Annotated in this window: 16 protein-coding genes and 1 tRNA gene; 12 read left to right on the top strand and 5 right to left on the bottom strand. The window is 65.3% G+C overall.

All coding sequences use genetic code 11. The features are described 5' to 3' along the window. Window positions 1-96 precede the first annotated feature (96 nt). Window positions 97-420, top strand: coding sequence for a con-10 family general stress protein (locus PV781_RS24090; protein ID WP_425532343.1), 324 nt, complete (start codon window positions 97-99; stop codon window positions 418-420). Window positions 421-494: 74 nt separating this feature from the next. Here the strand turns inward: PV781_RS24090 and PV781_RS02420 are convergent, their stop codons facing one another. The 4 genes from PV781_RS02420 to PV781_RS02405 form a co-directional block, all read right to left on the bottom strand. Further along, window positions 495-2,117 (bottom strand): Na+/H+ antiporter, encoded by a 1,623-nt coding sequence (locus tag PV781_RS02420; RefSeq protein ID WP_274774026.1) that lies wholly within the window; start codon window positions 2,115-2,117, stop codon window positions 495-497. Window positions 2,118-2,321: 204 nt separating this feature from the next. Next, complete coding sequence (locus tag PV781_RS02415; RefSeq protein WP_274774025.1) at window positions 2,322-4,490, bottom strand: malate synthase G; 2,169 nt, start codon at window positions 4,488-4,490, stop codon at window positions 2,322-2,324. A gap of 383 nt (window positions 4,491-4,873) precedes the next feature. Next, window positions 4,874-4,950, bottom strand: a tRNA-Met gene (locus PV781_RS02410). A gap of 130 nt (window positions 4,951-5,080) precedes the next feature. Continuing rightward, window positions 5,081-5,944: an RNA methyltransferase gene (locus PV781_RS02405; RefSeq protein WP_274774024.1), complete on the bottom strand. Its 864-nt coding sequence runs from the start codon at window positions 5,942-5,944 to the stop codon at window positions 5,081-5,083. Window positions 5,945-6,136: 192 nt separating this feature from the next. Between PV781_RS02405 and PV781_RS02400 the strand changes: the two genes are divergently transcribed. Then, a complete protein-coding gene (locus tag PV781_RS02400) occupies window positions 6,137-7,351 on the top strand; it encodes an NADP-dependent isocitrate dehydrogenase (RefSeq protein ID WP_274774023.1) in 1,215 nt (404 codons plus the stop codon). Window positions 7,352-7,446: 95 nt separating this feature from the next. Here PV781_RS02400 and PV781_RS02395 read toward each other — a convergent pair whose 3' ends face one another. After that, complete coding sequence (locus PV781_RS02395) at window positions 7,447-8,055, bottom strand: LOG family protein (protein ID WP_274774022.1); 609 nt, start codon at window positions 8,053-8,055, stop codon at window positions 7,447-7,449. 213 nt (window positions 8,056-8,268) lie between these two features. Between PV781_RS02395 and PV781_RS02390 the strand changes: the two genes are divergently transcribed. The 10 genes from PV781_RS02390 (at window position 8,269) to PV781_RS02345 (ending at window position 19,779) form a co-directional block, all read left to right on the top strand. Continuing rightward, window positions 8,269-8,628 (top strand): ArsR/SmtB family transcription factor, encoded by a 360-nt coding sequence (locus tag PV781_RS02390; protein ID WP_274774021.1) that lies wholly within the window; start codon window positions 8,269-8,271, stop codon window positions 8,626-8,628. Between the two features lie 6 nt (window positions 8,629-8,634). Beyond that, window positions 8,635-10,638: an ABCB family ABC transporter ATP-binding protein/permease gene (locus PV781_RS02385; RefSeq protein WP_425532342.1), complete on the top strand. Its 2,004-nt coding sequence runs from the start codon at window positions 8,635-8,637 to the stop codon at window positions 10,636-10,638. Between the two features lie 102 nt (window positions 10,639-10,740). After that, on the top strand, window positions 10,741-11,442 hold the full coding sequence (locus tag PV781_RS02380; protein ID WP_274774020.1) for a phosphatidylserine decarboxylase: 702 nt from the start codon (window positions 10,741-10,743) through the stop codon (window positions 11,440-11,442). A gap of 7 nt (window positions 11,443-11,449) precedes the next feature. After that, window positions 11,450-12,292 (top strand): CDP-diacylglycerol--serine O-phosphatidyltransferase, encoded by an 843-nt coding sequence (pssA, locus tag PV781_RS02375; protein WP_274774019.1) that lies wholly within the window; start codon window positions 11,450-11,452, stop codon window positions 12,290-12,292. Between the two features lie 281 nt (window positions 12,293-12,573). Next, window positions 12,574-14,190, top strand: a complete 1,617-nt coding sequence (locus PV781_RS02370; protein WP_274774018.1) for an ABC transporter substrate-binding protein — start codon at window positions 12,574-12,576, stop codon at window positions 14,188-14,190. Between the two features lie 178 nt (window positions 14,191-14,368). Then, entirely contained in the window at window positions 14,369-15,382 is a 1,014-nt protein-coding gene (locus PV781_RS02365; RefSeq protein ID WP_274774017.1) for an ABC transporter permease, read from the top strand. Beyond that, on the top strand, window positions 15,379-16,278 hold the full coding sequence (locus PV781_RS02360) for an ABC transporter permease (protein WP_274774016.1): 900 nt from the start codon (window positions 15,379-15,381) through the stop codon (window positions 16,276-16,278). The genes PV781_RS02365 and PV781_RS02360 overlap by 4 nt, the downstream gene beginning before the upstream one ends. Window positions 16,279-16,289: 11 nt before the next feature. Beyond that, the gene (locus PV781_RS02355; protein ID WP_274774015.1) at window positions 16,290-18,038 is read left to right on the top strand and encodes a dipeptide ABC transporter ATP-binding protein; all 1,749 of its coding nucleotides are present in this window, start codon (window positions 16,290-16,292) and stop codon (window positions 18,036-18,038) included. Between the two features lie 55 nt (window positions 18,039-18,093). Beyond that, on the top strand, window positions 18,094-18,321 hold the full coding sequence (locus PV781_RS02350; protein WP_274774014.1) for an AtzG-like protein: 228 nt from the start codon (window positions 18,094-18,096) through the stop codon (window positions 18,319-18,321). Between the two features lie 15 nt (window positions 18,322-18,336). Next, the gene (locus tag PV781_RS02345) at window positions 18,337-19,779 is read left to right on the top strand and encodes an AtzE family amidohydrolase (RefSeq protein WP_274774013.1); all 1,443 of its coding nucleotides are present in this window, start codon (window positions 18,337-18,339) and stop codon (window positions 19,777-19,779) included. Window positions 19,780-19,782 lie beyond the last annotated feature (3 nt).

The following is a 19,782-nucleotide window of genomic DNA, read 5'->3' as shown; positions in this document are numbered from 1 at the left end:
GGCAGCCCACGGCATGTGCCGCCAAGCTGGAACCGGATCGTGTCCATGGGGTTGGAACAGCAAGGCAAAGGGGGCGAAAGACCAAGGAGAAACGCAATGTCCAACGAACATCGCGGTGGATCCGGCAACTTCGCCAATGATCGCGAGCGCGCCTCGGAGGCCGGTCGCAAGGGTGGCGAGCACAGTCACCAGAACCAGCAATCCCAGGGCGGCGCGGATAATCGCCAGCAGGGCGGCAGCGGCAACTTCGCCAATGACCGCGAACGCGCGGCGGAGGCCGGCCGCAAGGGTGGCGAGCACAGTCACCAGAAACAGCAGTCGCAAGGTGGATCCGACAATCGCCAGCAGGGTGGCAGCGGAAATTTCGCCAATGACCGGGAACGGGCCTCGGAAGCCGGCCGCAAGGGCGGACAGCACTGACCTCTCATAACGACATGGATGGCCTGCCCTTCGGGGCGGGCCATTTGTGCGTCCGGCGGCCCTGTGGGTAATCGTCAGGACGTCATGCGCGTTTCCAGGAGGTCCACTTCGCCCACCAGCCGGCGGGCCAGTTCATCCGGAATCTCGCGGGCCCGCGCCATGCGATAGATCTCGTCCCGCTCGGCCCGCATCCCCACCAGGTAGAGTTGCCGCTCAACCTGTCCGATGGCGGCGGTTCGGTCGCCATCCTCTGCCGATTTGGTGCGCCGCTCGATCCTCTCGCGGTATTGCGACATGATGCGCGTGCCAATCTCCGCATAAAGATCCATCTCGCCCTGGTTTTCTCCCAGGTCATGCTGAGCCCGTGCGACCGCCCGAATGGCGGCTTCGGCCGCATTGCTCCGCGCCCGGTCCTCCCGCGCCCGCCGAACCGGCTCGGGCGGCAAGGTCAGGCGGTGGAGGAGGAGCGGCAGCCCGATGCTCGCCGCCAAAAGCGAGACGATGATAGCGCCCGCCGCCAGGAAGATCGCCAGGTCCCGAGCGGGAAAGGGCGATCCGTCCGGCAAGGCGAGAGGCAAGGTCAGAATGCCGGCCAACGTCACGGCGCCTCGCGCGCCCGCAAGGGAGGTTGCTGCAACCAGTTGCCAGGGCGGCCGCGTACCGGCGGCTCGGAACATGGTGTAGCGCAGGGAAACCCACACCCAAACAAAGCGCAGAGCGAACAAGGCGGCGTTGATGGCGACCACGTAGAGCAGGAGCCAATATTGGCCGTCTCGTCCCGCCTCACGCTCGGCCAGAGCGACGCTCGCCACCAGTCTCGGCAATTGCTCCCCCAGGAGCACGAAGATGGTGCCGTTGGCGGCGAAGCTGATGGTGTCCCACACCGCCGTTCGTTGGAGCCGTGTCCGGGCCAGGGCGCGGCCGCTCTGTTCCACATGGCTCATGGTGATGCCAGCGCTGACGGCCGCAAGAATGCCTGAACAGCCCAGATGCTCGGCCAGGAGATAGGCACCGAATGGAATCAACAGGCTGATGAGGATCTGCGAACCCGGCTCCTCTCCATAGTGGCCGGAGACCCAGTTCTTGGCAGTGGTGATGGCGAGGGTGGCGCAGATCCCGACGACAATGCCGCCAAGCCCCAGCCACAGGAAGACGCCGAACGCATCTACGGCGGAGAAGGCCCCTGTCAGCGCGGCGGCGACGGCGAACCGCATGCACACCAGGCCCGAAGCATCATTGAACAGCGCTTCGCCTTGAAGAATGTGCATCAGGCGGCGGGGAAACGGCACCCGCTCGGCAATGGCTGACACCGCAACCGGATCGGTCGGCGAAAGCACGGCCGCGAGGGCGAAGGCCACAGGCAGCGGCATGGTGGGGATCAGCAGGTGAACAAAGTAGCCCACCCCCAGGACGGTAAAGACCACCAACCCGAGGGCCATGGCCAACACTGTTCCCCGGTCCCGCCGCAGGCCGTCCTTGGGAATGCGCCAGCCATCGAGGAAGAGCAGCGGGGGCAGGAAAAGCAGGAAGAAGACTTCCGGCCGCAATGCGATGCCCACGTCCGCGACCGCCGCAACCAGCGCCCCAAGGGCGATTTGCACGAGCGGCAGGGGCAGCGGAATGGGGGAAAGGCGAACAATGGAGCCGCTGATCGTGACAGCCAGGATCAAGATCAACGTAGTGGTAACAGGTTCCATGAGGCGGCCAAAGGAAGAGTGCGCAATTGGCCTTTCATAGTCCGGGACGCGCACAAGCGAAATACCGGCCTGTTCTTCGCGAAAAACGCATCCCGCAAGGGAAGCGCTCGCCTCTGCTCGGATTGAACATCTCTTGGCGAAGTCGCGGGGGTTCCCCAGCCACCATGGGCGCCGCGGAACGGCACCCATGGCAAGCAGATGCCCTCAGGCGCGGGCGGCCTTCAGCTCCAGACGACGCTGATGCAGGAGGGGTTCGGTGTAGCCATTTGGCTGCTCACGGCCCTTGAAAACCAGGTCGCAGGCGGCTTGGAAGGCGATGGATGCGTCGAAGTCCGGCGCCATGGGGTGATAAAGCGGATCCCCGGCATTCTGCCGGTCCACCACCGCCGCCATGCGCTTCATGGTTTTCATCACCTGCTCCTCGCTGCACACGCCGTGGCGCAGCCAGTTGGCGATGTGCTGGGAGGAGATGCGCAAGGTGGCGCGGTCCTCCATCAGGCCCACGTCATGGATATCCGGCACCTTGGAGCAGCCGACCCCCTGGTCCACCCACCGCACCACATAGCCGAGGATGCCCTGGGCGTTGTTGTCCAGTTCCTTCTGGATGTCCTCGGGCGTCCAGTTGGGCCGCACAGCCACCGGAATGGTGAGCAGGTCGTCGAGCTTCGCCTTGGGCCGGCTGCGCAGCGCCTCCTGCACGGCCTTCACGTCCACCTGGTGATAATGGGTGGCGTGCAAGGTCGCGGCGGTGGGGGAGGGAACCCAGGCGGTGTTGGCGCCGGCCTTGGGGTGGGCGATCTTCTGCTCCAGCATGGCCGCCATCAGATCGGGCATGGCCCACATGCCCTTGCCGATCTGGGCGTGGCCGGCGAGGCCGCATTCGAGGCCAGTGTCTACGTTCCAGTTCTCATAGGCGCTGATCCAGGTGGCCTGCTTCATGTCGCCCTTGCGGACCATGGGGCCGGCTTCCATGGAGGTGTGGATCTCGTCGCCAGTACGGTCGAGGAAGCCGGTATTGATGAAGGCCACCCGGGCCGAGGCGGCGCGGATGCATTCCTTGAGGTTCACCGTGGTGCGGCGCTCCTCATCCATGATGCCCACCTTGATGGTGTTGCGGGGAAGGGCGAGGAGGTCTTCCACCCGGTCGAAGATCTCCACCGCGAAGGCCACTTCCTCAGGCCCGTGCATCTTGGGCTTCACCACATACATGGAGCCCGCCCGGCTGTTGGCGCGGCGCCCCTTCGGGCCGATGTCGCGCAGTGCGATGAGCGCGGTGATGGCCGCGTCCATAATACCTTCCGGGATCTCGGACCCGTCTTCCAGCAGGATGGCCGGATTGGTCATGAGGTGACCCACATTGCGCACCAACATGAGCGAACGGCCGGGTAGCACCAGTGTGCCGCCTTCCGGGGCGGTATAGGTGCGGTCGCCGTTCAGGGCACGTGTGAACGTGCGGCCACTCTTGGAGATCTCCTCCTTCAGGTCGCCGGCCATCAGGCCGAGCCAGTTGCGATAGGCGACGACCTTGTCCTCGGCATCCACCGCCGCAACCGAATCCTCGCAGTCCTGGATGGTCGTCAGGGCGGCTTCCAGGACGATGTCGGAAATGCCCGCCCCATCGTCCTTGCCGATGGTGCTGGCGCGGTCGATGACGATCTCCACATGGAGGCCGTTCTTCTTCAGGAGCACCGCGGAGGGCGCCGCCGCATCGCCGCGATAGCCGACGAATTGGGAAGGATCGGAAAGGCCGGTGTCGCCCACCAGCAAAATCCCGTCCTTCACCGACAGCGCGCCCGCCTGGGTCCACGAGCCACCAGCCAGCGGTGCGCTGCGATCCAGGAAAGCCCGTCCCCAGGCAATGACCTTGGCGCCGCGCACGGGGTTGTAGCCCGTTCCCTTTTCCGCGCCGTCGGCCTCGGAAATGGCGTCGGTGCCGTAAAGCGCATCATAGAGCGAGCCCCAGCGGGCGTTCGCCGCATTGAGCGCGTAGCGGGCGTTCATCACCGGCACGACCAGTTGCGGGCCGGCCATCTCGGCGATCTCGGGGTCGACATTCTGCGTGGTGACGGTGAAGGCCGGGCCTTCGGGCACGAGATAGCCGATCTTGGCGAGGAAATCCTTGTAGGCCTGGAGATCGATGGGCGCGCCGTTCTCGCGGTACCACTGGTCGAGCCGGGCCTGCAGAGTATCGCGCCGTTCCAGAAGTTCGCGATTGCGCGGCGCCAGCTCGTGGGCGATGGCGGAAAGGCCGGCCCAGAAGGCATCCGGGGAAATGCCGCTGCCCGCCAGGGCCTCCTGCTCCACGAAATCCTGCAGGACCGTCGCAATGCGCAGCCCGGCGCGTTCCACCCTGGGTTCAGTCCCGCTAGCCATGTGCACTCCGTTCATCTTCCAAAGGCGAGCGCGCATCCTGCGGAATCGTCGGTCGCACGAGCGTCCGGCGGCCTCGCCCCAATTCGTTATGCCGTGACGGCACTCCGGCTTAATGCCGCCGGAGCGTCCTTCTTCCTAGCGGCAAAAGGAGAAAATTGCGCTAGCGAACTGGCGATGGAGACGGGATGCAACAGGTGAAGGCACCCCCTGCCGCGTGGCCTATGGCTCGGGTCAAGCTTGGGAAGAAAAATCCCGGGTAAGAAGCCCCTGTAAGCATACGCCCTCCATTTCTGAATGCCGGGGCGTCGCTTCCATCGAGCTACGAGGAACACAAAAAACAAAAGGCCGGACATTTGTCCGGCCTTTTGTCTTAGATGATACTTTGGTTGCGGGGGCAGGATTTGAACCTGCGACCTTCAGGTTATGAGCCTGACGAGCTACCGGGCTGCTCCACCCCGCGTCAGAACCGACTAGTGAGCCGGCGCAGCGGCCGTCGGCGAGGTCTATGTAGCAACCTCACCCGGGGATTGATACCCCTCCGGCATAAAAAACGTCACACGCGGCTTCAGCCTGTGGATGACGGCCTGCACTCAGGGCATCTCATCGCCCGAAACCCGTTGCGGCGCCTCGTTTTTTTCCCCGCGCTTGGCCTCCGCCTTGGCATTGTGGGCGAGCTTGCGCGCCTCGCGGCCGGCGCGGCCTTCCACCAGGGAGGTCACCATGCCGTGCAGCGTGGCGAGGTCCTGCTTGGTCAGGCCGATGCGGTGAAAGATATTGCGGATGTTGCGGGTGGTGGAGGGCTGCTTGTCCGCCGAGCGGAAGAAGGAGGCCTCTTCCAGTTCCCGTTCCAGATGGTCGAAAAAGGCGAACAGGTCCTGCTTCTCGGCCACCGGCGATCGGTCGGGCATGGCGAAGGGCAGGGCACCGCCGCTCGCCAGCTTGAACCATTCATAGGCGGTGACGGCGACGCAGGTGGCGAGATTCAAAGAGGCGAAGGCCGGATTGACCGGAAGCGTCAGGATGGCGTCGCACAAAGACACCTCTTCCGAATAAAGCCCTGTGCGCTCGCGGCCGAAGACCAGCGCCACGTCCTCCTGAGCGGCAAGACGGACGTGGCATTCGGCGGCAGCCCCATCGGCGCCCATCACGGTCTTTGCCATGCCCCGCTCGCGAGCGGTGGCGGCAAAGGCATAGCCGATGCCGGACAGGGCCGCGCGTAGGTCCGGATAGACCTGCGCGCCATCCAGGATGCGGTCGGCGCCGGCGGCGAAGGTGCGGGCGCGGTCGTCCGGCCAGCCATTGCGGGGATTGACCAGGCGAAGCCGCGAAAGGCCGAAATTGCCCATGGCACGGGCCGCCGAGCCCACATTCTCGCCGAGTTGGGGTTCAACCAGGATGACCACCGGGCCGCCTTCGACCCATTCCCTGGAACTGTCTGTACCCGATCCCGCCATGTGACCTCCATTTTGGCCCGTCTTGCACCGGGGATGGCCACAAGTCGAGGTGCGACGCGCTTCTTCTCGGACAAGAGCGATGCTATAGCGGCCGGGCTGGGATGCGCGCCCCGTTCTCCGTTACGGCCCTCGGGGCGCCGGCCTCCCGAAAAACTCCCTACGCGCTTTCAGAGCGCCCGAAAGGTCGTCCACATGGCGAAGATCAAGGTGGCTAATCCGGTCGTCGAACTCGACGGCGACGAGATGACCCGGATCATCTGGCAGTACATCAAGGACAAGCTGATCCATCCTTATCTCGATATCGACCTGGAATATTACGACCTCTCGGTGGAAAATCGTGACGCCACCAACGACCAGGTGACGATCGACGCTGCCGAGGCCATCAAGAAGCATGGCGTGGGCGTGAAGTGTGCCACCATCACGCCTGACGAAGCCCGCGTGAAGGAATTCAACCTCAAGGAAATGTGGAAGTCGCCCAACGGCACCATCCGCAACATCCTCGGCGGCGTGATCTTCCGCGAGCCCATCATCTGCCAGAACGTGCCGCGCCTCGTTCCCGGCTGGACGCAGCCCATCGTGGTGGGCCGCCATGCCTTCGGCGACCAGTATCGCGCCACCGATTTCAAGGTGCCCGGCAAGGGCAAGCTGACCATCACCTTCGTGGGTGAGGACGGCACCAAGATCGAGAAGGACGTGTACAATTTCCCGGGCGCCGGCGTCGCCCTGTCCATGTACAACCTCGACGAGTCGATCCGCGACTTCGCCCGCGCCTCGCTCAATTACGGCCTGATCCGGAACTATCCGGTCTACCTCTCCACGAAGAACACGATCCTGAAGGCCTATGACGGCCGCTTCAAGGACATCTTCCAGGAGGTGTATGACGCCGAGTTCAAGGAAGAGTTCGAGAAGCGCAAGATCTGGTACGAGCACCGCCTGATCGACGACATGGTGGCCTCGGCCCTCAAGTGGTCCGGCGGCTATGTCTGGGCCTGCAAGAACTATGACGGCGACGTGCAGTCCGACATCGTGGCCCAGGGCTTCGGCTCGCTCGGCCTCATGACCTCCGTGCTCATGACCCCCGATGGCAAGACGGTGGAAGCGGAAGCCGCCCACGGCACCGTGACCCGCCACTATCGCGAGCACCAGAAGGGCAAGGAGACCTCCACCAACTCCATCGCCTCCATCTTCGCCTGGACCCGTGGCCTCTCGCACCGCGCCAAGCTCGATGACAATGCGGAACTGGCGAAGTTCGCCACCACGCTGGAGAAGGTGTGCGTCGACACCGTCGAGGCCGGCTACATGACCAAGGACCTCGCCCTGCTGGTCGGTGCCGACCAGAAGTGGCTGTCCACCACCGGCTTCCTGGACAAGATCTCCGAAAACCTCAGCAAGGCCATGGCCGCCTGAGGATGAAACGCTTCCGGCGCCCTCTGTGGGCGCCGGCTCATGCTGCGGGCGGCTTCGGCCGCCCGTTTGCGTTTCTGGGAGGGTGAGCGGCTGGCCTACATCCGCTCCACGACGGCGCGGGCCTGCGGACCTTCCAAATCGTCGGGCAGGTCCTTCACGCTCGCCTGGAGCTTGGGAAGAATCTCGTCCGCCGTCTCCGCCACCAGGAGCTTCACGGGATTGCTGCCGTGGATGAAGGCATTGGCGCGCATGTGGTCGATCAGCGCCAGGAACGGATCCCAGAAACCGGCTATATTGGCGATCAGGATGGGCTTTCGGTGGCGGCCGAGCTGGGCCCAGGTGAGCTGCTCGACCAGTTCCTCCAACGTCCCAACGCCCCCGGGCAGGGCGACGAAAGCGTCGGCGCGCTCGAACATGAGGCGCTTTCGCTCATGCATGTCCTGGGTCACGACCATTTCGGCCGCATAGCCGAAGGCGCGCTCGCGAGACATCAGGAATTCGGGAATGATGCCGGTCACCGCGCCGCCCGCCTTGGCGACTGCGGCGGCAACCTCGCCCATGAGGCCGATGCCGCCGCCGCCATAGACGAGGCGCAAACCCTCCCGGGCGATCGCCTCGCCCAGGCGACGCGCCTCCTCGGTGAAGATGGGGTCGGAGCCCTGCGCGGCTCCGCAATAGACACAGACGCTTTGGATACGAGCCATGGCCTCACTTTAGCAGGATTGTGCAGTGCGTCACGTGGTCCTCACGCGGTTGCTCACCGAGGCCGCAACAGACCAGCGACAGCCCGACGCTTCTCTTCCTCGCCCAGCCTGAAGACGAGCGCATGACAGGCATGCGCCGGCCCGATGTGGCTTGCATGCGGCAGGGCCATCGTCTATCGCCGATGAACGATGAATGCGTCATCTCCCATATCTATGGATGAAACCGTCGATTTTGAAGCGCTGGCCGCCCGGCTGCGGGCACTTGCCCATCCCGCGCGCTTGAAGGTGCTCGCCACCCTCGCGGCGCGGGATCGCTGTGTCTGCGGGGAGATCGTCGCCGGCTTGCCCCTGGCGCAATCGACTGTCTCGCAACATATAAAGATCCTGTTGGAGGCGGGGCTCGTAACAAGCGCGCCGGCGGGGCAGCGCTCCTGCTATTGCGCCGACCGGGAGGCCATCGAGCAGCTGCGTGCCGAGCTTTCCGCGCTGTTCGAGCGCCTTCTGCCGTCTTCCTCTTGCCTTTACGGGGCCGACCTTTCCGCAGAGGCCGCTCCTTCGCCCGATCACCCGTAGGTGCCCATGTCTGATCTGTCCTCGCGGCCGAAGCAGCCGGTTTCTGGCGCGCCCGCGCGCATGAAGTCCCTGGTGCTGCCCGGCGGCACCCTTGCCGGCACACTGCGTGCCCTGTGGCCCTATCTGTGGCCGGAGGGCAGGCCGGATCTGCGCGCCCGTGTTCTGATCACGCTGGCGCTCCTGTTCCTGGCGAAGTTCGCCACCCTTGCCGTGCCCTTCTTCTTCAAATGGGCAACCGACGCGCTCGCCGCCGTTCCGGACGGCCAGAAGGACGGGCCGGATATCGCCTGGCTGCTGGCGGCGCCGGTGGTGCTCACCGTGGCCTATGGTGGCTCGCGCATCGTCATGGCGGGGGTGACGCAGCTGCGCGACGGCATTTTCGCCAAGGTGGCGCTGAATGCGGTGCGGCGGCTTGCGCTCGAGACCTTCGCCCACATGCATGCTTTGTCGCTGCGCTTCCATCTTGAGCGCAAGACCGGTGGGCTGACGCGGGTTCTGGAGCGGGCGCGCAACGCCATTGAGACCATCGTGCGCATGCTGGTGCTCCAGCTCGCCCCCACCATCGTGGAGATGGTGCTGGTGCTCGTGGTGCTTATGTTCGCCTTTGACTGGCGCTACGTGGCGGTCGTGGCGGCAACGGTGGGGCTCTATACGTGGTTCACCTATGTCGCGAGCGAATGGCGCATTTCCATCCGCAGGGACATGAATGAGAGCGACACCGAGGCCAACACCAAGGCCGTGGATAGCCTGCTCAATTACGAGACGGTGAAATATTTCGGCGCCGACCGGTGGGAGACGGCGCGCTATGACCGGTCCGTGGCGCGCTATGAGAATGCCACCGTGCGCACCTTCACTTCGCTCGCGTGGCTGAATGCCGGGCAGGCCTTCATCTTCACCTTGGGCCTGACGGGCACCATGGTGCTCGCCGCCTTCGATGTGCGCGCCGGACGCCAGAGCGTCGGCGGGTTCGTCATGGTCAATGCCATGATGATCCAGCTTTACACGCCCCTGAACTTCCTCGGCATGATCTATCGCGAGATCAAGCAGGCCATCGTGGATATCGAGGCCATGTTCGCGGTGCTGGTGCGCGAGCCCGAGGTGGAGGACAAGCCCGGCGCCCTGCCGCTCGCCATTCATGGCGGGACGGTCCGGTTCGAGGATGTGCGCTTCTCCTATGAAGGGGACCGCGAGATCCTGAAGGGGGTGTCCTTCGAGGTGCCGGCGGGGCGGACGCTCGCCATTGTCGGTTCGTCGGGCGCGGGCAAGAGCACCATTTCCCGCCTCATGTTCCGCTTCTACGACGTCTCGTCCGGCCGCATCACCGTGGATGGCCAGGACATCCGCGACGTGACGCAGGAGAGCCTGCGGGCCGCCATCGGCATGGTTCCCCAGGACACCGTCCTGTTCAACGACACAATTGCCTACAACATCCGCTATGGCCGCCAGGATGCCAGCGACGCCGAGGTGGAAGAGGCCGCGCGCCTCGCCCGGATCGACGCCTTCATCAGCGCCACCCCGAAAGGCTATCGCACCGAGGTGGGCGAGCGCGGGCTGAAGCTGTCGGGTGGCGAGAAGCAGCGGGTGGCCATCGCCCGCACCATCCTGAAGGCACCGCCCATCCTCATCCTGGACGAGGCGACCTCGGCTCTCGACAGTCACACCGAGCGCGAGATCCAGGACGCCCTCGACAAGGTGTCCCAGGGCCGGACCACCATCGTCATCGCCCATCGCCTGTCCACGGTGGTGGGCGCGGACGAGATCCTGGTGCTGGACAAGGGGCAGGTGGCCGAGCGCGGCAGCCATGCAGAGTTGCTCGCGCGCGGCGGGCTTTACGCCGCGCTCTGGCATCGTCAGCGGGAAGCGGATGAGGCCCGCGAGCGCTTGCTCGCGGCGGACGCCGCCAGCACGCCGGCCCCCACCCCCGCCGGGAGCGATGAGGGTTCTGCAAAGGCGGCCCGCCAGGACCCATTCGAGGATGATCCGGAGAGCGAAAGCCGGAATGTGGCCTGAGGTCCAGCCGCCTCGCGGCGCATCGCCATTTGACGGCGGGGCAGGGGGTGACTACCTGTTGCCCAGCGCGCCGCCGCTTGCGCGCGCCATTCGGAGATTTGCGTGTCCATCGTCGACTCGATCCGCAAGAGCCTCGTGCCGATCCATCGGGAAGGCTATCCCTTCATCGCCATCGCCGTGGTGATCGCCGCCGGACTTCTGTCCGTGTCGACCTTCTTCGGCATGATTGCCGTGGGGCTGGCCATCTGGACCGCCTTGTTCTTCCGCGATCCGCCCCGCGTGACCCCGATCCGGGAGGGCCTCGTGGTGGCCCCGGCCGACGGGCGCATCTCGCAGATCGCCCTGGCGGTGCCGCCGCGCGAGCTCGACCTCTCCGACACGCCGCTGCTGCGGGTCTCCATCTTCATGAACGTCTTCAACGTGCACGTGAACCGCGCACCGGTGAACGGGCGGGTGCTGAAGGTGGCCTATAAGCCGGGCATCTTTCTCAATGCCGATCTCGACAAGGCGAGCGAGGACAATGAGCGCAATGGGCTGATCTTCGGCACCGCCTTCGGGGCCATCGGCTGCGTGCAGATTGCCGGCCTTATCGCCCGTCGCATTGTCTGCTTCGTGCGCGAGGGCGAGGAGATGGGCGCGGGCGAGCGCTTCGGCCTGATCCGCTTCGGTTCGCGCGTCGATGTCTATCTGCCGGTGGGGACGAAGGTGCAGGTGGCCGAAGGCCAGCTGACCACGGCGGGCGAGACGGTGATCGCCGACCTTCTGGCGGGCTCCACCCGCGACACTGCCTATCGCGTGAGCTGAGGGGCCCATGACCACGCCGTTCCAGCCGCTCGATCCCGAAGGTGAGCCCCCGCCGCGGTTCGGCCGCATCGGTCGCATCCCGCTGCGCGTGTTGCTGCCGAATCTCGTCACGCTTCTTGCCTTGTGCTCCGGCCTCACGGCAGTGCGCATGGCCATCGAGAGCCGGATGGAGCTGGCGCTTGCCGCCATCGTCTTCGCCGCCATCCTGGACGGCGTGGACGGGCGGCTGGCACGGGCGCTGAAGGGCACCTCCAAGTTCGGGGCGGAGCTGGACAGCCTGGCGGACTTCGTGAATTTCGGCTGTGCACCGGCCCTCATCCTCTACATGTGGGGCCTCGACCAGGTGGGCTCCATCGGCTGGATCGGCGCGCTGATCTTCGCCATCTGCGCGGCACTGCGCCTGGCCCGCTTCAACGTGATGCTGGATGATCCGAACCGGCCCGCCTTTACCGCCGACTTCTTCACCGGTGTGCCAGCGCCGGCCGGCGCCATCACGGTGCTGCTGCCTGTGTATCTGGAGCTGATCGGCGTACCCCACGGGGTCATGAGCGCGCCAGTGGCGCTTATCTACTGCCTGGGCATCGGTGTGCTGATGATCTCCAAGGTGCCGGCATGGTCCGGCAAGACGCTGGGAAAGCGCGTGCGCAAGGACATGGTGTTGCCGCTGTTCGTGCTTTTCGCGCTGTTCGCTGGGCTGCTCGCCAGTTACCCGTGGGTGGTGCTGGCCGTGTGCAGCCTGATCTATCTCGCCCTTCTGCCGATCTCCACCGCGCGTTATCGCCGGCTGATGGCCGAGCATATGGCGGAACTGGCGGCCGCGAAGACCCCCGCCGACACTCCCTCAGTCTGACGGTTCGACGCTTCGGGTGTCGGGCCGCCCTTTCAATCGCGCCCGATCTGGGCTGCGTGACAGAGCGGATGCACAAACGAGCGCCCTTTGATTTGCGTCATTCTGCATGCAATGTGCTCAAATTTGAATATAAAATGGGCAAATTCGGCAATCGCCTGCGGTTTGGATGGTTATCTTATCCAATCTAAGTCACTGAAAAATATCATATATCAAAAATTCGTATGCAATTGGCACGGTGCTTGAATGGGGAGGGGCATGCCTTTCCAGAAGGGGACCTGCCGATGAATCGCCGTGAGTTCATGAAGTCCGCCTCCGTCACTGCGCTTGCCACCGGGTCTGTGGCTGCGCCTGCGGTGTTCTCGCCCGCCGAGGCGCAGGGTCGCGCAGAGACTCTTTTGATCGTTTCAGAGAGTGGACCTAACAATCTGGACATTCAGGGCGTGGGCACGAACGTGCCGGGGTACGAGGTGGCCTGGAACACCTATGACCGGCTGATCACCCATCCCATGAAGGACGTGAACGGCACCCCCTATTACGACCGCGACAAATTCGAGGGCCAGCTGGCCGAGGAGATGATCCTCGGCGACATGTCGGTGACCTTCAAGCTGAAGAAGGACATCGTCTTCCATGACGGCACCCCCATCACAGCCAAGGATGTGAAGTGGTCGCTGGACCGCGCCGTCTCCGTGGGCGGCTTCCCCACCTTCCAGATGAAGGCCGGTTCGCTGGAGAAGCCCGAGCAATTCGTGGTGGTGGATGATCGCACGGTGCGGATCGACTTCATCCGCAAGGATCGGCTCACCATTCCCGATCTCGCGGTGATCGTGCCATCCATCTACAATTCGGAGCTGGTGAAGAAGAACGCCACGGAGAAGGATCCCTGGGGCCTCGAATATACCAAGCAGAACACGGCGGGCTCCGGCCCCTACAAGGTGACGAAGTGGACCCCCGGCACCGAAGTCATCTTCGAGCGCAATGACAAGTGGGTGGGCGGCGTGCCCAAGATGAAGCGCATCATCTGGCGCATGGTGCCATCCGCCGGCAACCGGCGCGCGCTCCTGGAGCGGGGCGATGCGGACGTGTCCTACGACCTGCCCAACAAGGACTTCGTCGAGCTGAAGGAGAGCGGCAAGCTCACCATCATCTCCACGCCGTATTCCAACGGCCTCCAATATATGGGCATGAACGTCACCAAGCCGCCCTTCGACAATGTGAAGGTGCGCCAGGCCATGGCCTATGCCATGCCCTACCAGAAGATCATGGACGCCGTGCTGTTCGGCCTCTCCAAGCCCATGTATGGCGCCCCCGCCGACTATCAGACCCAGGTCGCCTGGCCGCAGCCCACCAAGTACACCACCGATCTGGCCAAGGCGAAGGCGCTGCTGGCGGAAGCGGGTTATCCCGACGGGTTCGAGACCGAGATTTCCTTCGACCTCGGCTTTGCTGGCGTCAATGAGCCGCTTTGCGTTCTGGTTCAGGAAAATCTGGCTCAGATCGGCATCAAGACCACCATCAACAAGATCCCGGGCGCCAACTGGCGCACCGAGTTGAACAAGAAGGTGATGCCGCTCTTCACGAACGTTTTCTCGGGCTGGCTCGATTATCCAGAATACTTCTTCTTCTGGTGTTATCACGGCAACAATTCCGTGTTCAACACCATGAGCTACCAGTCCAAGGCCATGGACGCCTTCATCGACGGCGCCCGTTCCGCCGCAGCAAACGGCGACAAGGCCGCCTATGATGCGGACATCAAGGGCATGGTGGACCTCGCCTTTGCCGACGTGCCGCGCATCCCGCTGTTCCAGCCTTACGTGAACGTCGCCATGCAGAAGAATGTGTCGGGGTACCAGTACTGGTTCCACCGCCGCCTGAACTACGCGACCTTCCAGAAGAGCTGATCGCGGACGGGGAGGGGCGCGGCGTGCAGGCCGGGGCGACCCCGGGGGGCGCCTGCCACCTTGCCTCTCCCCACCGGCCACTCGCCTCGTCGCCCCGGCGCAAGCTGGCGCCAAGTTTGCTTCATCTCTTTCCGCCACCGGACCGAGGCGCCCCGCGCGCCATCAGGAGAAGGCCGTCATGCTCAAGCTGATCGCCAGTCGCCTCGCCACCGCGATCCCAAGCCTCATCGGCGTGGTGATCGTGACCTTCCTGCTCACACGGGTGCTGCCGGGTGACACGGCTGCCTATTTCGCAGGCCCCGCCGCCACGCCGCAGGCCATCGCCGAGATCCGCACCAAGCTCGGCCTGGACAAGTCGCTGCCCGAGCAGTTCATGGATTATGTGGGCGCCCTAGCGAAGGGGGACCTGGGCACCTCGCTTTCCACCGGCCAGCCGGTCGCCCACGAGATCGCCACCCGCCTGCCGGCGTCTGCGGAACTCACGTTGTCCGGCCTCATCCTGGCGCTGGCCATCGCCATACCCTTCGGCATTGCCGCGGCTGTGAAGCAGGGGTCATGGATTGACCATGCCTGCCGCGTCATCACCACGGCGGGCGTCTCGCTGCCGGTCTTCTTCACCGGCCTGCTGCTGGTCTATGTGTTCTATTTCAAGCTTGGATGGGCACCCGCGCCGTTGGGCCGGCTCGATGCCTTTGCCACGGCGCCGAACGATGTCACGGGCTTCTTCGTCCTCGACAGCCTGATCGCCGGGGATTTCGAGACCTTTCGTGCCGCCCTGGCCCAATTGGTGATCCCGGCGCTGACGCTGGCCATCTTCGCGCTCGCCCCCATCGCCCGCATGACCCGCGCCTCCATGCTCTCGGTGCTGTCCTCCGAATTCGTGCGCACGGCCCGGGCGGCGGGACTGACCCCCTACAAGGTCATCATCGTCTATGCGTTCCGGAACGCCCTGCTGCCGGTCATCACCACGCTCGGCATGGTGTTCTCCTTCCTGCTGGGCGCGAACGTGCTGGTGGAGAAGGTGTTCGCCTGGCCGGGCATCGGTTCCTACGCGGTGGAGGCGCTCATCACCTCCGATTACGCGCCGGTGCAGGGCTTCGTGCTCGCCATGGCCATCCTCTATGTCGCCCTCAACCTGGTGATCGATATTGCCTACGGCATCATCGATCCGCGCGCCCGGAGCGAAGCATGACCCTCGCAAATCCCGCAGACGCCCCTGGGCCGTCCCGCAGCCAGAGCCCGCTCGTCGCCACCCTGAAGCACGCCCAGTATGTGATCTCGGACAATCCGGTCACCGGGCTTGCGTTCGGCATGGCGGTGGTCCTGATCCTTGCCGCGCTCATCGGCCCCTATGTGGTTCCCTATGATCCGCTGGCCAGCGACACCAAGATCGCCTTGCAGGCGCCTTCCTGGGCCCATTGGTTTGGGACGGACCAACTGGGCCGTGACATCTTCTCCCGCGTGGTGGTGGCGACACGGCTCGACCTGGCCATCGCCGTCTTTTCGGTGGCCCTGGTGTTCGCGGTGGGCGGCATAGCCGGCATCGCGGCAGGTTTCTTCGGCGGATGGACCGACCGGATCGTCGGGCGCATCTCCGACACCATCATGGCCTTTCCACTCTTCGTGCTGGCCATGGGCATCGTGGCGGCGCTGGGCAATACGGTGACCAACATCGTCATTGCCACCGCCATCATCAACTTCCCGCTTTATGCCCGCGTCGCCCGCGCCGAGGCGGCGATCCGCCGCCAAGCAGGCTTCGTGCAGGCGGCGCGACTCACCGGCAACGGCGAATGGCGGATCATGCTCACGCAGATCCTGCCCAACATCATGCCCATCATGATGGTGCAGATGTCACTGACCATGGGCTACGCCATCCTCAATGCCGCCGGCCTGTCCTTCATCGGCTTGGGTGTGCGCCCACCCACGGCGGAGTGGGGCATCATGGTGGCGGAGGGCGCCACCTACATCATTTCCGGCGAATGGTGGATCGCCCTGTTTCCGGGCCTAGCGCTGATGTTCGCCGTTTTCTGCTTCAACCTGCTGGGCGATGGTCTGCGCGACATCGTCGATCCCCAGCGCCGCACCTGAGGGAGGCGACCATGCATGGCGTCATCGATCCTGCCACCGCGGCGCTTGCCGGAGAGACCCCCAAGGGCCCGCTGCTGGAAGTCCGCGACCTGACGGTGGAGTTTGCCACCCGCAAGGGCATCGTAAAGGCGGTCAAGCACGTGAACCTCACGGTGGCCAAGGGCGAGACCCTGGGCATCGTTGGGGAGAGCGGCTCGGGCAAGTCCGTCACCTCCTATACGGTCATGCGCATCCTCGACCGGGCCGGGCGCATCGCGCAGGGCTCCATCACCTTCTCGGGCATCGACATTGCGGACGCCCCCGAGCGCCAGATGCGCGACCTGCGCGGGCGCGAAATGTCCATGATCTTCCAGAACCCGCGCGCCGCGCTCAACCCCATCCGCAAGGTGGGGCACCAGATCGGCGACGTGCTGCTGCACCATCTCCAGGCGCAGCCCTCCAACGTGGAGGAGAAGGTCATCGACATCCTCAAGCAGGTGCGGATCGCCCGGCCGGAGGAGCGCTACCACGCCTATCCGTTCGAGCTTTCGGGAGGGATGTGCCAGCGCATCGTCATCGCACTCGCGCTCGCCTGCCGGCCGCAGCTCATGATCGCCGACGAGCCCACCACCGGCCTCGACGTGACCACCCAGAAGGCGGTGATGGACCTGGTGACGGAACTGACCCGCGCGCGGGGCATGTCCACGATTCTCATCACCCATGACCTCGGCCTGGCCGCCACCTATTGCGACACCGTGATGGTGATGGAAAAGGGCGAGGTGGTGGAGACGGCGCCCGCCGAGCGCATCTTCCGCAATCCTCAGCATCCCTATACGCGCAAGCTGATGCGGGCGACGCCGCGGCCGGGCATCACGCTGAAGGACCTGTTGCCGGAAGGGGAGGCGGGTGCTGCTCCAGCGCCCACCGCCGCCACCGTTGCCGCCAGCGGGCCGCCACTTCTCAAGGTGGAAAGCCTCGTCAAGGAATATCCCCGCCAGGGTGCACCGGTGGCCTTCCTCAAGGGCCTCATCGGCCAGAAGCCGCCGCGCGAGGAAATGATCTTCAAGGCGGTGGATGGCATCTCCTTCGAGGTCAAGAAGGGGGAGAGCGTCGGCCTCGTCGGCGAGAGCGGCTGCGGCAAGTCCACCACCTCCACCATCGTCATGCGCCTCATCGACCCCACCGCCGGGCGCATCACCTTCGATGGCGAGGATATCGGCGCCATACCCGCCCGGGAATTTGCCCATCATCCCATGCGTCGCCGCATCCAGATGGTGTTCCAGGACCCGACTGAAAGCCTCAATCCCCGCTATACGGCCGCACGCGCCATTGCCGATCCCCTGCTGCGCATGGGCGGCATGTCCGGCGGGGCGGCGTTGCGGGCCAAGGTGGAGGAACTGGCCGCCATGGCCGGCCTGCCGGGCGACCTCTTGGACCGCTTTCCCCACCAGCTTTCCGGCGGCCAGAAGGCGCGCGTGGGCATCGCCCGCGCCATTGCCCTGAAGCCCGATCTCGTGATCCTCGACGAGCCCACGGCCGCGCTTGACGTGTCCGTGCAGGCGGTGGTGCTCAACCTGCTGGAAGAGCTCAAGCAGACCCTGGGCATGAGCTATCTGTTCGTGTCCCACGACCTGCATGTGGTGAAGCTGCTCTGCGACCGGGTGATCGTGATGCGCCAGGGCCGGGTGGTGGAGGAGGGCACCTCCGACCAGGTGCTGGAGGCGCCCAAGGACGCCTATACCCGTGAACTGATCGCCGCCATTCCCCATCCCCCGGTGTGACGCCGGGGCCTCGTCTTGCCTGCCTTCCCTTCCCGCCCGTCCCAAGGAGACGCGGATGTCCGATCCCCTCACGCCCGTGCCAGCCACCAAGGAGAGCGTCGTCGAGGAGCGCGATCTGGAGCGCCTCCTGGATGGCGCCATCGGGGTCTTCGCCCTTTCCGTGGAGCCGGAATGGCACCGGGAAGCCATGGCCTATCTGCGCAACATTGCGGACGCCGCCGCCTTCGTCATGGCCTATGACGTGGGCGATGAGTGCGATCCCGCGCCGGTTTATCGGTCCTGAGAGCGGAGCGCCCTGATGCTTGAGCCTTTCGATGCGGCCGCACCCGCGCCGCCCCAGACGGATGCGTCCGCCTTCGCCACCGCGCCCGCCCATGAGATCGCGGCCGCAGTGAAATCCGGCCAGGTCAGCGCCCGCGCGGTGCTGGAGGCGAGCCTCCAGCGCATCGCCGCGCTGGAGCCGCAGGTGAATGCCTTCACCGACGTCACCATGGAGCGCGCCCGCGCCAAGGCGGATGCTGTGGATGCCGCCCGCGCCGCCGGTCGCGAACTGGGGCGCCTCGCGGGCGTGCCCTTTGCGGTGAAGAACCTGTTCGACATTGCCGGCCTGCCCACCCGCGCCGGGTCGCTCATCAACCGTACCCACGCTCCGGCCACCCAGGATTCCACCTTGGTGGAGCGTCTCGAGGCGGCGGACGCCATCCTCGTTGGTGGCTTGAATATGGGCGAATATGCCTATGATTTTACGGGTGAAAATGCCCATGACGGCCCGTCTCGCAATCCGCATTCGCTGGGCCATATGTCCGGCGGCTCCTCCGGCGGTTCGGGGGCGGCCGTGGCGGCGGGCGAAGTGCCGCTGGCACTTGGGTCCGACACCAACGGCTCCATCCGGGTGCCCTCGGCCCTGTGCGGCATCTTCGGGCTGAAGCCCACCTATGGCCGCCTCTCCCGCGCCCGCACCTTTCCCTTCGTCTCGGCTTTCGATCATCTCGGCCCCTTCGCCCGCTGCCCGCAGGACCTGGCGCTGGCCTATGATGCCATGCAGGGGGAGGACCCGGCCGATCCGTGCCTCACGCCCCGGCCCTTCGAGCCCACCGCCACGCGTCTTTCGGAGGGCCTGGGCGGGCTCAAGGTGGCGGTGGCCGGTGGCTATTTTCGCGCCAAGGGGATGCCGGAAGCCTTTGCCGCCGTGGATGCGGTGGCGGCCGTTCTTGGTGCCACCCGCACCGTGGAGATCGCCGAGGCGGCGCGCGCCCGGGCTGCCGCCTATGTGATCACAGCGGCGGACGGCGCCGCCCTTCATGCCGGCCGTCTTCACGCGCGCGCGGGCGACTATGACCCCGCCGTGCGCGACCGGCTGATTGCGGGCCTTGCCATTCCCGCTGCCTGGACGACGGCGGCCCAGAAGTTCCGGCGGGTCTATCGGGCGCAGGTGCTCAAGCTGTTCGAGGAGGTGGATGTGATCCTTGCCCCCTCGACGCCGTGCCGGGCGCCGGAACTCGGGCAGAGGATGTTCGTTCTGGATGGCGAGACCATGCTGGTGCGTCCCAATCTCGGGATTTTCACCCAGCCCATCTCCTTCATCGGCCTGCCGGTGGCGGCGGTGCCGGTGTGGCTGGACGAGGGGCTGCCGCTCGGGGTGCAGGTGATCGGCGCGCCCTGGCGCGAGGATGTCGTGTTGCGTGTTGCCGAGGCGCTCTGGCAGGCGGGTGTCTGCCGGGCTCCGGTGGCCAAGCTGTGAGGA

This window comes from Aquabacter sediminis (assembly GCF_028863665.1).
GTDB lineage: Bacteria > Pseudomonadota > Alphaproteobacteria > Rhizobiales > Xanthobacteraceae > L1I39.
Note: the sequence above shows the minus strand (reverse complement) of the source record. Positions and strands in the feature narration are given on the sequence as shown.